This is a genomic window from Sphingomonas sandaracina, from assembly GCF_036663695.1.
In the GTDB taxonomy this organism is placed as follows: domain Bacteria; phylum Pseudomonadota; class Alphaproteobacteria; order Sphingomonadales; family Sphingomonadaceae; genus Sphingomonas.
Map to the genome: position 1 here is coordinate 15758 of NZ_JAXOJK010000003.1, position 12574 is coordinate 28331.

Annotated in this window: 13 protein-coding genes; 4 read left to right on the top strand and 9 right to left on the bottom strand. The window is 67.2% G+C overall.

Annotated elements, in window-relative coordinates; genetic code table 11:
• Positions 1–56: 56 nt before the first annotated feature.
• The 3 genes from U1707_RS09340 to U1707_RS09350 are packed head-to-tail and all read left to right on the top strand — an operon-like array spanning position 57 to position 2976.
• A complete protein-coding gene (locus U1707_RS09340; RefSeq protein ID WP_332799821.1) occupies positions 57–1211 on the top strand; it encodes an acyltransferase family protein in 1155 nt (384 codons plus the stop codon).
• Positions 1208–2128: an isoaspartyl peptidase/L-asparaginase family protein gene (locus tag U1707_RS09345; RefSeq protein WP_332799822.1), complete on the top strand. Its 921-nt coding sequence runs from the start codon at positions 1208–1210 to the stop codon at positions 2126–2128. The genes U1707_RS09340 and U1707_RS09345 overlap by 4 nt, the downstream gene beginning before the upstream one ends.
• The gene (locus U1707_RS09350) at positions 2125–2976 is read left to right on the top strand and encodes a S1/P1 nuclease (protein WP_332799823.1); all 852 of its coding nucleotides are present in this window, start codon (positions 2125–2127) and stop codon (positions 2974–2976) included. Before U1707_RS09345 ends, U1707_RS09350 begins: the two co-directional genes overlap by 4 nt.
• 184 nt (positions 2977–3160) lie before the next feature.
• On the opposite strand, the gene pal is transcribed toward U1707_RS09350, so the two are convergent.
• The 9 genes from pal to U1707_RS09395 form a co-directional block, all read right to left on the bottom strand.
• Positions 3161–3688 carry a peptidoglycan-associated lipoprotein Pal gene (pal, locus tag U1707_RS09355; RefSeq protein ID WP_277983126.1) on the bottom strand — a complete coding sequence of 176 codons (528 nt, stop codon included), beginning with the start codon at positions 3686–3688 and terminating at the stop codon, positions 3161–3163.
• Between the two features lie 51 nt (positions 3689–3739).
• Positions 3740–5224 carry a Tol-Pal system beta propeller repeat protein TolB gene (gene tolB / locus U1707_RS09360; RefSeq protein ID WP_443025682.1) on the bottom strand — a complete coding sequence of 495 codons (1485 nt, stop codon included), beginning with the start codon at positions 5222–5224 and terminating at the stop codon, positions 3740–3742.
• A gap of 134 nt (positions 5225–5358) precedes the next feature.
• Positions 5359–6393, bottom strand: a complete 1035-nt coding sequence (gene tolA / locus U1707_RS09365; protein ID WP_332799824.1) for a cell envelope integrity protein TolA — start codon at positions 6391–6393, stop codon at positions 5359–5361.
• Positions 6394–6420: 27 nt separating this feature from the next.
• Positions 6421–6858: a protein TolR gene (gene tolR, locus U1707_RS09370; protein WP_307087538.1), complete on the bottom strand. Its 438-nt coding sequence runs from the start codon at positions 6856–6858 to the stop codon at positions 6421–6423.
• A 183-nt stretch (positions 6859–7041) separates the two neighbouring features.
• Complete coding sequence (gene tolQ, locus U1707_RS09375; protein ID WP_332799825.1) at positions 7042–7734, bottom strand: protein TolQ; 693 nt, start codon at positions 7732–7734, stop codon at positions 7042–7044.
• On the bottom strand, positions 7731–8192 hold the full coding sequence (locus tag U1707_RS09380) for a YbgC/FadM family acyl-CoA thioesterase (protein ID WP_332799826.1): 462 nt from the start codon (positions 8190–8192) through the stop codon (positions 7731–7733). The genes tolQ and U1707_RS09380 overlap by 4 nt, the downstream gene beginning before the upstream one ends.
• An 88-nt stretch (positions 8193–8280) precedes the next feature.
• Positions 8281–9054, bottom strand: coding sequence for a hypothetical protein (locus U1707_RS09385; RefSeq protein WP_332799827.1), 774 nt, complete (start codon positions 9052–9054; stop codon positions 8281–8283).
• A gap of 201 nt (positions 9055–9255) precedes the next feature.
• Positions 9256–10275 carry an NAD(P)H-dependent flavin oxidoreductase gene (locus U1707_RS09390; RefSeq protein ID WP_332799828.1) on the bottom strand — a complete coding sequence of 340 codons (1020 nt, stop codon included), beginning with the start codon at positions 10273–10275 and terminating at the stop codon, positions 9256–9258.
• Positions 10276–10378: 103 nt separating this feature from the next.
• Entirely contained in the window at positions 10379–11632 is a 1254-nt protein-coding gene (locus U1707_RS09395; RefSeq protein ID WP_332799829.1) for an aspartate kinase, read from the bottom strand.
• Positions 11633–11684: 52 nt separating this feature from the next.
• Between U1707_RS09395 and ubiG the strand changes: the two genes are divergently transcribed.
• Positions 11685–12425, top strand: coding sequence for a bifunctional 2-polyprenyl-6-hydroxyphenol methylase/3-demethylubiquinol 3-O-methyltransferase UbiG (gene ubiG / locus U1707_RS09400; RefSeq protein ID WP_332799830.1), 741 nt, complete (start codon positions 11685–11687; stop codon positions 12423–12425).
• Positions 12426–12574 lie beyond the last annotated feature (149 nt).

A 12574-nucleotide genomic window follows, 5' to 3' on the forward strand; every position in this document is an offset into this window, starting at 1 on the left:
AACGGCCCAGCCGGCCTGCGCTTGCGGCGATGCCACCCGCCCCGTAGGGCCACGCGATGACCCGGCATTACGGCATGGACTGGCTGCGGATCGGCGCGTTCGCGCTGCTGATCCTCTACCATATCGGCATGGTCTTCGTGCCGTGGAACTTCCATGTGAAGTCGCTCCACGTCGAGGACTGGGTGCGCCTGCCGATGCTGGCGAGCAACGCGTGGCGGCTGACGTTGCTGTTCGTCGTCTCGGGCTATGCCAGCCGCGCGCTGCTGAACCGGTCGAGCGGCACGGCGAGGTTCTTCGCCAACCGCTGCTACCGCCTGCTCGTGCCGCTGCTGTTCGGCGTGGCGGTGATCGTCCCGCCGCAGCCCTGGGTCGAGCTGGTCACCAAGCATGCCTATGCCGGCAGCTATCTGACTTTCTGGAGCCATGACTATTTCCGGTTCGGCAAGCTGGCCGGGCTGTCGCTGCCGACCTGGAACCACCTCTGGTTCGTCGTCTATCTCTGGGTCTACACGAGCGTTTTGACGCTGGGGCTGGTCGTCGTCCGCGGCCAGTGGCTGCAACGCGCATTCGACTGGATCTTTGCGGGCCCATTTCTCAAGGGTGTCGCGGTACTGGTCCTGCCGGTCGCGTGGCTCGTCTTCGTCCACGCCTGGTGGTTCCAGATGGCCGCCGAGAGCCAGGCCCTGTTCGGCGACTGGGTCGCGCACGTCACCTATTTCCCCGCCTTCCTGTTCGGCTTCGGCCTTGCCCGGTCCGAGCCCGCGATGGCGGCGATCGCACGCTGGTGGAAGGTCGGCGCAGGCGCCGCAGTGCTCGGCTATGTCGCAATCATCGGCGTCGAACTGGAATGGCCCGGCGACATCGTCGCGCCGCGCTGGATCTATCCCGGCTACGGCGTCGCCCATGCGCTCGAGCAATGGGGTGCGATCGTCGCGCTGATCGGGATCGCCGAGCGCCACTGGAACCGCGACCATCGCTGGCGCCCGGTGCTGACCGAGGCGGTGTTCCCGTTCTACCTGATCCACCAGACGATCATCGTCCTCGTCATGTACGCGCTGCTTCCCGCAGGCTTGCCGGGTTGGGCGGAGTTCGCGTGCCTGCTCGGCGCGACGGTGATCGGCTGCGTCGCCTTCTACCTGATCGGTCGCAGCATCGTGCCGCTCCGCCCCCTTATCGGCCTTCGCGCCCTTCCTTCGAAAGATTCAGCATGACCTGGACCCTCGTCATCCACGGCGGCGCCGGCAAACTCGACAGCGAGATGGTCTCGCCCAAGCAGGAGGCGGGCGCGCGGGCCGGGCTGTCGCGTGCGCTCGACGCAGGGTCTAAGGTGCTGGCAGACGGCGGCAGCGCGCTCGACGCGGTCGAAGCCACGGTGCGCGTGCTGGAGGACGACCCGCACTTCAATTCGGGGCGCGGGGCGGTCTTCACGCATGACGGCACGCTGGAGCTGGACGCCGCAATCATGGACGGCCGTACGCGGGCGGCAGGGGCGGTGGCCGCAGCCACGACGACCCGAAACCCCGTTGGCCTCGCCCGCGCGATTCTCGACGATGGACGCCACGTGTTTCTGGCCGGCAAGGGAGCCGACGCGTTCTCGCGCGATCGTGAATTGCCGCAGGCAGACGCCGCGTGGTTCGCCACCGACGAACGCCGCCGGCAATTCGCCGAGTTCCAGGCCGATGGCGGCGGTTTCGACGTCGACATGAAATACGGCACGGTCGGCGCGGTCGCGTGCGACACGCATGGCCATGTCGCCGCCGCCACCTCGACCGGCGGCGTCACCGGCAAGCGCTGGGGCCGGATCGGCGATACGCCGGTGATCGGCGCAGGGACCTTCGCCGACGACCGGGCGTGCGCCGTGTCCTGCACCGGCTCGGGCGAGTTCTTCCTCCGCGTCGGCGTCGGCCATGAGATCGCCGCGCGCGTCCGCCTGTCGGGCGAGTCGCTGCAAGTCGCCGCCGACGCCGTCCTTGCCGAAGTGAAGGCGCTCGGCGGCACCGGCGGGGTGATCGTCGCGGGGCCGGACGGCGACATGGCGTGGGGCTTCAACACCGTCGGCATGTACCGCGGACGCGCGTCGTCCGAGGGTAGCCGGACCGTCGCGATCTACGCTAACGAGCCGGCATGAAGCGCTTTCTCCTCGCTGCGATAGCCTCGCTCGGCCTCGCCTCCCCCGCCACCGCGTTCTGGGAGTATGGCCACCAGACCGTCGCGCAGATCGCCTATGCCAATGTCACACCGAAGACCAAGGTCGCGATCCGGCGACTGCTCGCGCAACAGGCGTTGCTGGACACGCCCGAATGCCCGGCGGGCACGATCGAAGAAGCGAGCGTCTGGGCGGACTGCATCAAGCCGCTGAAGACCGCCGACGGCACGTCGCGCTTCGGGTTCGCGTATAGCTGGCACTACCAGAACGCCGACGTCTGCGCGCCGTTCGACCTGACGCCCGCGTGCAAGAACGGCGACTGCGTCTCCGCGCAGATCGATCGCGACGTGAAATTGCTGCGCGATCGCACCACGTCGCCGAAGGATCGCGTCCAGGCGCTGGCGTTCCTGATCCACTTCGTCGGCGATCTCCACCAGCCGCTCCACGCCGGCGACCGCCACGACAAGGGCGGCAACGACGTGAAGGCGGATTACGGGATCTACGGCCCGGCGCGGTTCAACCTGCATTCGATCTGGGACGGCCCGCTGGCCGAGCGTGCGATCTCGACGCCGCCGTCGCTGGTACGGCGGTATCCGGCGGCCGAGCGGGCGAAGATCGGCGCGGGGACGGTGATCGACTGGAGCCGCGAGTCGTGGGAAGCCTCGCATACGGCGTATGCGGCGGCGCTGGGGGGCGACGCGTGTGGTGCGGTGCCAGCGCGGGTGAAGATGGATGAGGCGACGATCACGAAGATGGTGCCCGTGTCGCGCGAGGAAGTCCGCCGTGGCGGGATCCGCTTGGCGAAACTGCTCGACAAGGCCTTAGGCTGACCCATCTCGTGAAGGTGAGTGCGTCGCACGACCCTTCAAAATACCGTCATCCTGACGAAAGTCAGGATCCAGAGTAACGGGCGTTGTCCATCTTGGCTCTGGATCCTGACTTTCGTCAGGATGACGGGCTATGTGCGGCGCGTGCTGGCGTCCGATTGTCTTCCGAGCACGCGCTGCAATCGTCTTAGTTCAGCACGACCGTGACTGCGCGGCGGTTCGCCGCCCAGCTCTGGTCGTCCGAGCCCATCGCCACCGGGCGCTCCTTGCCGTAGCTGATCGTCGTCATGCGCGACGACGACACGCCCTTCGCCGCAAGGTAGTTCTTCGTCGCGTTCGCACGTCGATCGCCGAGCGCGAGGTTGTATTCGCGCGTGCCACGCTCGTCGGCATGGCCTTCGATCGTGATGCGCTGGTTCGGGAACTTCGCGAGCCACTGCGCCTGGCTGTCGAGGATCGCGCGGGCGGTCGGATCGATGTCGTACATGTCGAGACCGAAATTCACCGTGTTCGAGCTGACCGAGCGCTGGAAGTCGGCATCCGACCCCGGCACGATCGCGCCGCCGACATTGCCGCCGTTCTGGCCTGCATTCGGATCGACCGGCGCATTGTTGTCGACCGGTGCCGGCGGCAACACGGCGGGACGCTTCTTTGCGCAGCCCGACACGGCGATCAGCGCGGTACATGCAAGCAAGATGTTGGAAAGCTTCGACATAGATAGTCTCCCGTAGAAATCACGTTTCCCGTAGCAGTTCCCATAGCAGCTTTACGGCCGCAGCGGGCCCCATGCCGGATCCGACCCGTCGAGCGGCGTCGGAATCTTGCGCTCGTTGACGCCAGTCAGGTCGACCGACCAGAGGTCCGCCTTGCCGCCGCTGCCGCGCCCCGAGCGATAGAAGTTGATCACGCGCCCGTTCGGCGACCAGCTCGGCCCCTCGTCCTGCCAGTCGTTGGTCAGCAATTTCTCGCCGCCGCCGCTCGGGCTCATGATGCCGATCCGGAAGCCGCCGCCGAGCTTGGTGAACGCGATCAGGTCGCCGCGCGGGCTCCACACCGGCGTCGCATACCGCCCGCCGCCGAAGCTGATCCGCTGCTGGTTCGACCCGTCCGCGTTCATCACGTAAATTTGCTGCCCACCCGAGCGATCGCTCTCGAACACGATACGCGAGCCGTCCGGCGAATAGCTGCCGCCGGTATCGATCCCCGGCGAGTTCGTCAGCCGCTGCGGCGTGCCCCCTTGCGACGACACGCGGTAGACATCGGTATTCCCACCCTGCGCCATCGAGAACAGGATGTTGCGACCGTCCGGCGAGAAGCGCGGCGCAAACGTCAGGTTCGCGTTCGCCACCACTAGCCGCTGCTTGCCCGAGCCGATGTCGTAGACATAGATCGCGGGGCGATTGTTGAGATAGCTCATATAGACGATCGACTGCTGGTTCGGCGCAAAGCGCGGCGTCAGCACGATCGACTGGCCGTTGGTCAGGAAGCGGTGATTGGCGCCGTCCTGATCCATGATCGCGAGCCGCTTGATGCGGCGGCCTTTGGGGCCGGTTTCGGATACGTAGACGACGCGGCTGTCGAAATACGCGCCCTCGCCGGTCAGCCGGGTGTAGACCATGTCGGCGCATTTATGCCCCGCACGACGCCAGTCCGATGGCGACACGACGAAGCCGGTCCGCGTCAGTTCGGCCTTGGACGACACGTCGTAGAGGTAGCAGCCGACCGTCAGGTTGCCGTCACCGTTGGCGCGGATGAAGCCCTGCACCAGCGCCTGTGCGCCGGTGCTGCCCCAGTAATCGAACCCGGGCGCGGTGACTTCGGGGAAGGTGATCGGGCGGAGCTGGCCCGGGGACAACGGCGTGAACAGGCCGGAGTTGCGAAGATCGTTGGTGACGATATCGGCGAGCTGGCGGCCGAGCACGTCGGTCGAACCTGCTGGCGTGGAGACGACGGCGGCGGTTGGCATGACGGGAATGGCGATCGGCATCGGTGCGGAGATGCCGCCGGTGACGTCGACCACGAGCCCGCCGGATTGATCGCCTGCCGGCGGCGCTGGCGCTGCGGGGTCAGCGGGGGTTTGCTGGGGAGCGGGTGCAGGTGCCGGTGCGTCCTGTGCGTAAGCGGCACCGCCAGATACGAACGCGAGCAGCCCAACCGAAGCCAGAACCGATCGAGCCTTACGCCCACCCAACACCACCCCGGCGAAGGCCGGGGCCCAATTGGGGGACACCGCTGACTGAGGTCCGCGCATCGTTACATCGACGTTCCCAATTGGGCCCCGGCCTCCGCCGGGGTGGTTGTCTTGCGACGGGCGGCCACCTGTAACCGCAAGGCTCTGGCATGAAGGGGGAAAACCCAGATCGAATCGAGTCATTACGGACATCCTCAGCCGGGAAGTTTGTAGCGCAGGCTGAAATTGCTCCAGCCGTTCTGCACGTCATACAGGTCGTCGGGCAAACCGCGTAGCGGCGAACACCCGACGAAGGTCGCGATCGCCAGATCGTCGACGCGGTCGACATAGCGTCGGTTGTCGTCGTCGACGCCGGCATGACCGGTGATCGTCGGCCGCGACTTGAGCGTGCCGTCGCGGTTGAGCTTCAGGTTGATCGTCACGCGGATCCGCTCCGCACCCGGCCCCGGCGTGACCTGGCGGTTGGCGCAGGGCTGCACCTGTCGCAGGATCGCCGAGCCGATGTTCGCCGCGGCCTGCGCGCCGAGCTTGGCCGCCTTGGGTGCCTCCGACTTGCTCGGCGACGGATCGGCCGACAGACCCTTCAGGAAATTGTCGCCGAGCCGCGAACCGCGGGGCCGCGAGGTCTTGGCCTCGGCGGTCGATCCGCTGCCCTTGGTCGACGACGGCTTGGCGGACTTGGCCGAACTCGACGACGACTTGGCGGCCGTGTCCTTCGATTTCGTCGCGGTCTTCGCCGGTGCCGATTTCGTCGGCGCGGCCTCGGTCGGCTTGGCCTTGGTCGGCTTGGGCTGCGGCTTCACCACGGGCTTCGAGACCAGAGCAGGCTTGGCGGCAGGCTTTGGTGGCGCAGGCTTGGGTTTGGGCTGCGGCTTGGCCACCGGTTCCGGCGCCGGTTGCGGCTTGGGTGCAGGCTTCGGCGGCGCCGGCTTGGGCTGCGGCGCGGGTGGCACGGGGTCCGGCTTTGCCTCGGGCTCGGCCTCCTCGGGCGCGGGCGGTGCCGCATTCTCGGGCGCGCCCTCGTCCGGCGCGATCGACTGCGCGGGCGTCTCGGCGGATTGCGGCGCGGTCGCCTCCAGCGCGACGTCGGGCACCAGGCTCACGTCGATCGGCTGCTGCTGGATCTTCGGCAGTTCGGGCGCGCTGAGAAACCCGATCGACAACAGGCCGAACAGCACGACATGGCCAACGACGGCAACGCCGAGCCCGATCTTTTCCGAGCGGTCCATCAGATAAGGCCCATCACCGAAAGCCCATCAGTTCTGATTACCCTCGACGGTGACCAGCGCGACCCGGTTCAGCCCGGCGCGGTTGAGTTCGCCCATCACCCGCATCACACGGCCGTAGTCGAGCTTGCGGTCCGCGCGCAGCAATACCTGCGGTTCATCGCCGACCGCACGACTGGCGGCGATCGACGCGAGCCGGATCGGCAGCGCGTCGTCGGTCACCTGATCCTTGTCGATGAACAGCGCACCGGTCCCGTCCATCGAGATCTCAACGGGCTTCTGCTCCTGGTCGAGCGCTTTCGCGCGCGCATCGGGAAGATTTACGGGAACGCCCGCAGTCATCAACGGCGCGGTCACCATGAAGATGATCAGCAGCACCAGCATCACGTCGACCAGCGGCGTGACGTTGATATCCGCCATCGGCGCGCGACGACCGCGCCCCCGCGACGAAGGAAGGTTCATCGCCACCTTAGAACCCTCCCCGCACGCGGGGAGGGGGACCAGCGAAGCTGGTGGTGGGGGCGTGCGTCAAACGCTGCACGGCGTGGAGGGCCTGATCCCGCAAGCGCTGTGCTGCGGGGAGATCCCCCTCCACCACGCCGCTACGCGTCGCGGTCCCCCTCCCCGTGCCGGGGAGGATTTGCGTCGCACTCATCGCGAGCCGTCCAATTGGCGCGAGAGGGTGGTGTGGAACCCGTCGGCGAACCGGTTGAGGCTCGCCTCGATCCGGTTGATCCCGTGGCTGAAGCGGTTGTACGCGATCACCGCGGGGATGGCCGCGAACAGGCCGATCGCGGTCGCGAACAACGCCTCCGCGATGCCCGGCGCGACCACCGCCAGCGACGTGTTCTGCGCCGCCGCGATGCTGGTGAAGCTACGCATGATGCCCCACACCGTCCCGAACAGCCCGACGAACGGCGCGACCGAGCCGACCGTCGCCAGCACGTTCAGCCGGTCCGACATCTTGTCGATCTCGCCCGCGACCGCTGCGCCCATCGTGGTCGCCAGCCGCTCGCGCGTGCCGCTCTTGTCGATCGTGCCGCCCGCGGTCGAGCGCCGCCACTCGGTCACGCCGGCGGCGAACACCCGCGCCGACGGCAGGTCGTTCTCGCCCTCCGCCTTGTAGAAGACGTCGATATCCTCGGCCTTCCAGAAGTCGCGCTCGAACCGCGTCATGCCCTTGCGCGTCTTGCCGATCCGCCGCCAGAACGCGACGATCAGCGCCCAGGTCCAGATGCTGGCGAGCAGCAGCCCGATCATCACGCCCTTCACCACCCAGTCGGCCTGAAGGAACAAGTGGATCGGCGACAGCGTCGCGCTATCCATAGTCAACACCGGATTCATGCTTCCCCCTGCCAGACAAGGCGTTCGTAGATTTCGGTCCAGGCGCGCGGCTGGCGTGTCGGACGGCCGCTGGGGGCGACGAGCGCCACCACCAGATCCGCCTCGGTCAAGACAACCGCGTCGCGCATGACTCGTTGATGAATGGATACGCCGGCTGCGCGGACCCGGGTCAGCCGCGTGACGACCAGCAGGGCGTCGTCGAGCTTTGCGGGTGCGGCGTAGCGGATGGCGAGGTCGGCGACCGCGTAGGCGCCCTCGCCCGCTTCGAACACGGCGCGCTGGTCGACGCCCGCGACGCGCAGCATGTCCGACCGCGCGCGCTCCATGTAGCGCAGGTAATTGGCGTGGTAGACGACGCCCGACAGATCGGTGTCTTCGAAATACACGCGCACCGGAAACAGATGCTCGCTCCCTTCGAAGCGGCCGCCGGTCGGTTGGTCCTGGAGTGCGCCTGCCATCGCTCGGGCTGTTAACCCAGTCTTTGCGGGGAAGCCAACCTTAAGCCGTCAGGAAAGCGTTCCGTCGCGGCCCCGGTCGGCCCCGTGACTACTGAAAGACGCTGGGATCGAGCTTCAACCTGGGCTGCGGCGGCGGGACCGGCTGGGAGATCGGCTGGAGCCGTGCCTGCGTGATCGGCTGGACGGTCATGTTCGACGCGTATTGGCGCGAGGCCAGCGCTGGCTGCGACCGCTGGGCAAACACCGTCGTCGGCACGGCACGACCGCGCCAGGCATCGAAGGCCCGATAGAAATCGGTGAACGGCCGTTCGAGCGTGGGCAGTTGCTGCGCTGCGAACGCCGGCATCGTCGCGGCCGACACGCCGGCGCTCTGCGCCAGGACGGTACTTGCGGCTGCGCAGAAATCGTCGCGCGCCGGCGATTGCGAGAAGAAGTTGTACAGGCGCGTCATCGCGTCGTCGTACCGGTCCTGCCAGTCGCGGCCGCCCGACTTCCATTCGCTGGCATAGGTCGCCTCGGCCTTGGCCAGCACCGGCTTCTGCGCCGACAGCATAGCGTTGTAACCGGCGATGATCGCGCCCTCCTGTGGGCCACGACAGGCGAGCGCGGCGACGTTCAGGGCAGCGCGCAAATGCCAGACCTTGGCGGCCGGGGTCAGGTTCCGATTCGGCGTGGGATAGGTGCCATCGGGCAACGCCACCGGGATCACCATGGTCGGCGACGCGCCCTTCGGCATCGCCGGCGCAGTCACCGGTACCATGACCACGGGAGGGGCAACGACAGCGACCGTCTTGGGCTTCGGCGCGCACCCGGCCACCAAGGCCAGCGCGGTAAAAGACAGCAATGCAAACCGACGACTCATCGCAACCACCTCATAGTGTCCCCCGACGGGACATCTCTGCCACGCAGAAGGTTAACGATGCGTAAGCCGTACGCGATTTGCGGCGAGCGGAGGACGGGCCGGGCTGGAGAGGGCATCGATCGGCACAGATGGGTCGCGAAACACGCCGATCCTCCCCCTGGCCGGGAGAGGATCGGGAAAAGCATCGCGATCAGTCGGCGTTTAGGCCGTGCGCGACTCCAGCGCGGCGGCGGCCTGCGCCATCAGGCCGGCGATGATGTCCGCGACCGGCTCCTCGCGCTTGACCATGCCGACCGACTGGCCCGCCATCACGGAGCCATGCTCGACATCGCCGTCGACCACCGCACGGCGCAGCGCGCCCGCCCAGTAATGCTCGATCTGCAACTGCGCCTCGGCCATTTCCACGCGGCCACCGTCGAGATGGCCAGCGACTTCGCGCTGCTTGGCGGTGAACAGCTCGCTCGACGCGTTCTTGAGCGCGCGGACCGGGATGACGGGAAGGCGTGCGTCGATCTGCACACTGGCGATCGCATCGCGCGCCGACGCGCGGATGAACGCCTTCTTGAAATTGGCGTGCGCGATCGATTCGGTCGCGCAGACGAACAGCGTGCCGAGCTGGACACCCGCCGCACCCATGTCGAGATAGCCCGCGATCGCCTCGCCGCGACCGATCCCGCCCGCGACGAACACCGGGACCTGCTCGGCGATCTCGGGCAGCATCTCCTGCGCGAGCACGCTGGTCGAGACCGGGCCGATATGGCCGCCGGCCTCCATCCCCTCGATCACCAGCGCATCGACGCCGCTGCGGATCAGCTTCTTCGCCAGCGCCAATGCAGGCGAAAACGCGATCAGTTTCGCGCCCGTTTCCTTGATCGCCTCGATGCTGCCCTTGGGCGGCAGGCCACCGGCGAGCACGACGTGACCCACCTTATGCTTGGCGCAGACCGCGATCAGCTCGAACAGATCGGGATGCATGGTGATCAGGTTCACGCCGAACGGCTTGTCCGTCATCGTCTTGGTCGCGGCGATCTCGGTATCGAGCAGCGCCGGCGTCATCGCCCCGCATGCGATCACGCCGAACCCGCCGGCATTCGAGATGGCGGAGACGAGGTTACGTTCGCTCACCCACGACATCGCACCGCAAAGGATCGCGACCTCCGAGCCGAGGAACGTAGCGCCGCGCGCCATCCGGCGTTGCAGCCGCTCACTACCGATCGTCATGCATCCATCTCCGTCGTCCCGGCCAGTGCCGGGATCGTGTCGTTATCGTCGGCGTCGTCGCAGCACGGCCACTGACCGAAAGCTGGGATGACGGCGTGAAGAATCAAGCCGCATCCTCGGCATCGAGACCATAGGCCGTATGCAGCACGCGCACCGCCAGCTCGGTATAATCCTCTTCGATCAGCACGCTGACCTTGATCTCCGACGTCGCGATCGCCTGGATGTTGATGCCGCGTTCGCCCAGCGTGGTGAACATCGTCGCCGCCACGCCCGCATGGCTGCGCATGCCGACGCCGACCACCGACACCTTGGCGACGCGCGTATCGTGCACGATCGTCGCATAGCCGATCGCGGCCTTCGCCTTGTCGATCACGTCGAGCGAGCGCGCGAGATCCGCCGCCGGCACCGTGAACGTCACGTCGGTCGAGCCGGTCGAATGCGCGACGTTCTGCACGATCATGTCGACGTTGATCCCCGCATCGGCGAGCGGCGCGAAGATCGCGGCGACCGAGCCCGGCCGATCGTTGACCTGGGTCAGGGTGATCTTCGCCTCGTTCTTGTCGTGCGCGATGCCGGTGATGAGCTGGCGTTCCATATCGTCGATTTCCTCTTCGCCCACGATGAGCGTGCCACGATGTCCGTCATTGGTATCGCCGTCTTCGAACGAAGACAGCACGCGCACGCGCACATTCTCTTTCATCGCCAGGCCGACAGACCGCGTCTGCAACACCTTGGCACCGACGCTGGCGAGTTCCAGCATCTCTTCGTACGTGACCTTGCTCAGTTTGCGCGCACGCGGCACGATCCTGGGGTCGGTCGTGTAGACGCCGTCGACGTCGGTATAGATGTCGCAGCGGTCCGCCTTCATCGCCGCCGCCATCGCGACCGCCGACGTATCCGAACCGCCGCGCCCCAAGGTGGTGACGCGCTGGCCGTCCGCGACGCCCTGAAAACCGGGGATCACCGCCACGACGCCCTCGGCAAGGCTCGCGTCGAGTGCGGCCGTGTCGATCTCGCCGATCCGGGCCGAGCCATGTGCGTCGGAGGTGTTGATCGGCAGCTGCCAGCCGAGCCACGACCGAGCCTTACACCCGGCCGCCTGGAGCGCGATCGCGAGCAAGCCACTCGTGATCTGCTCGCCGGCCGAGACGACGACGTCATATTCCTTCGCGTCGTACAGCGACGACGCCTCGCGGCAGAAGCCGACCAGCCGATCGGTCTCGCCGGCCATCGCGGAGACGACGACGGCGACCTGGTTACCCGCGTCGACTTCGCGCTTCACGCGCGCGGCGACGTTGCGGATACGCTCGATCCCGGCCATCGACGTCCCACCGAATTTCATCACGATACGGGCCATTGGCAGCGCAAATCCCTTTGGGTCGAAGCGGCGGCCCTGATAGGTAGCGCGCATGATACTGGCAAGTGACACCGTAAACGGCGCAACAATCGATCCGCGCGAGGCCGCGCATTTCGGCACGATGGCCAAGGACTGGTGGGATCCGAAGGGCTCGTCCGCGCCGCTCCACAAGCTCAATCCACCGCGGTTGCGCTATATCCGCGAGCAGGTCGACGCGCATTGGGGCGGCGACGGTTCGACCTTCACGCCGCTGGCGGGCAAGACCGCGCTCGACGTCGGCTGTGGCGCGGGACTGTTGTGCGAGCCGCTCGCGCGGCTAGGTGCGGCGGTGACGGGGATCGATGCCGCGCCCGAGAATATCGCGGTGGCGGAGATCCATGCGGCGCAGAGCGGCTTGGCGATCGATTACCGCGCGGGGGGAGTCGAGGGGCTTGTCGGCCAGTATGATCTCGTCACCAGCCTGGAGGTGATCGAGCATGTCAGCGACCCCGCCGGCTTCGTCCGCGGATTGGCACGGACGCTGGCCGAGGGCGGGTTGCTGATCCTGTCGACGCCCAACCGGACGCCGTTGTCGCGGCTGGCGATGATCACCGTGGCGGAGGGTACTGGGGTGATCCCCAAGGGCACGCACGACTGGAACAAGTTCCTGACGCCCGAGGAACTGACGGCGCTGCTGAAGGACGCGGGGTTGAGGGTGACGGACACGCGCGGGCTGAGTTTCTCGCCCGCGACGGGGTTCACGCTCAGTGATTCGACGAACCTTGATTACTTCCTGACCGCGATAAAAGCCTGACCTTGCCCTACACGCCACCACCCCGGCCTTCTCCACCACCCCGGCGAAGGCCGGGGTGGGGCCGGTGAGAGTGGTGGCATTCGTGGCTAAGCCCCCGCGCCAACCCTGTTCACCCGCGAAGGCGGGTGCCCAGACTGGACACCCGCCTT

Coding starts and splice junctions, on each gene's coding strand:
- U1707_RS09340 (WP_332799821.1), top strand. CDS start 57: ATGACCCGGCATTACGGCATGGACTGGCTGCGGATCGGCGCGTTCGCG.
- U1707_RS09345 (WP_332799822.1), top strand. CDS start 1,208: ATGACCTGGACCCTCGTCATCCACGGCGGCGCCGGCAAACTCGACAGC.
- U1707_RS09350 (WP_332799823.1), top strand. CDS start 2,125: ATGAAGCGCTTTCTCCTCGCTGCGATAGCCTCGCTCGGCCTCGCCTCC.
- pal (WP_277983126.1), bottom strand. CDS start 3,688: ATGTCGAAGCTTTCCAACATCTTGCTTGCATGTACCGCGCTGATCGCC.
- tolB (WP_443025682.1), bottom strand. CDS start 5,224: ATGCGCGGACCTCAGTCAGCGGTGTCCCCCAATTGGGCCCCGGCCTTC.
- tolA (WP_332799824.1), bottom strand. CDS start 6,393: ATGGACCGCTCGGAAAAGATCGGGCTCGGCGTTGCCGTCGTTGGCCAT.
- tolQ (WP_332799825.1), bottom strand. CDS start 7,734: ATGAATCCGGTGTTGACTATGGATAGCGCGACGCTGTCGCCGATCCAC.
- U1707_RS09380 (WP_332799826.1), bottom strand. CDS start 8,192: ATGGCAGGCGCACTCCAGGACCAACCGACCGGCGGCCGCTTCGAAGGG.
- U1707_RS09385 (WP_332799827.1), bottom strand. CDS start 9,054: ATGAGTCGTCGGTTTGCATTGCTGTCTTTTACCGCGCTGGCCTTGGTG.
- U1707_RS09390 (WP_332799828.1), bottom strand. CDS start 10,275: ATGACGATCGGTAGTGAGCGGCTGCAACGCCGGATGGCGCGCGGCGCT.
- U1707_RS09395 (WP_332799829.1), bottom strand. CDS start 11,632: ATGGCCCGTATCGTGATGAAATTCGGTGGGACGTCGATGGCCGGGATC.
- ubiG (WP_332799830.1), top strand. CDS start 11,685: ATGATACTGGCAAGTGACACCGTAAACGGCGCAACAATCGATCCGCGC.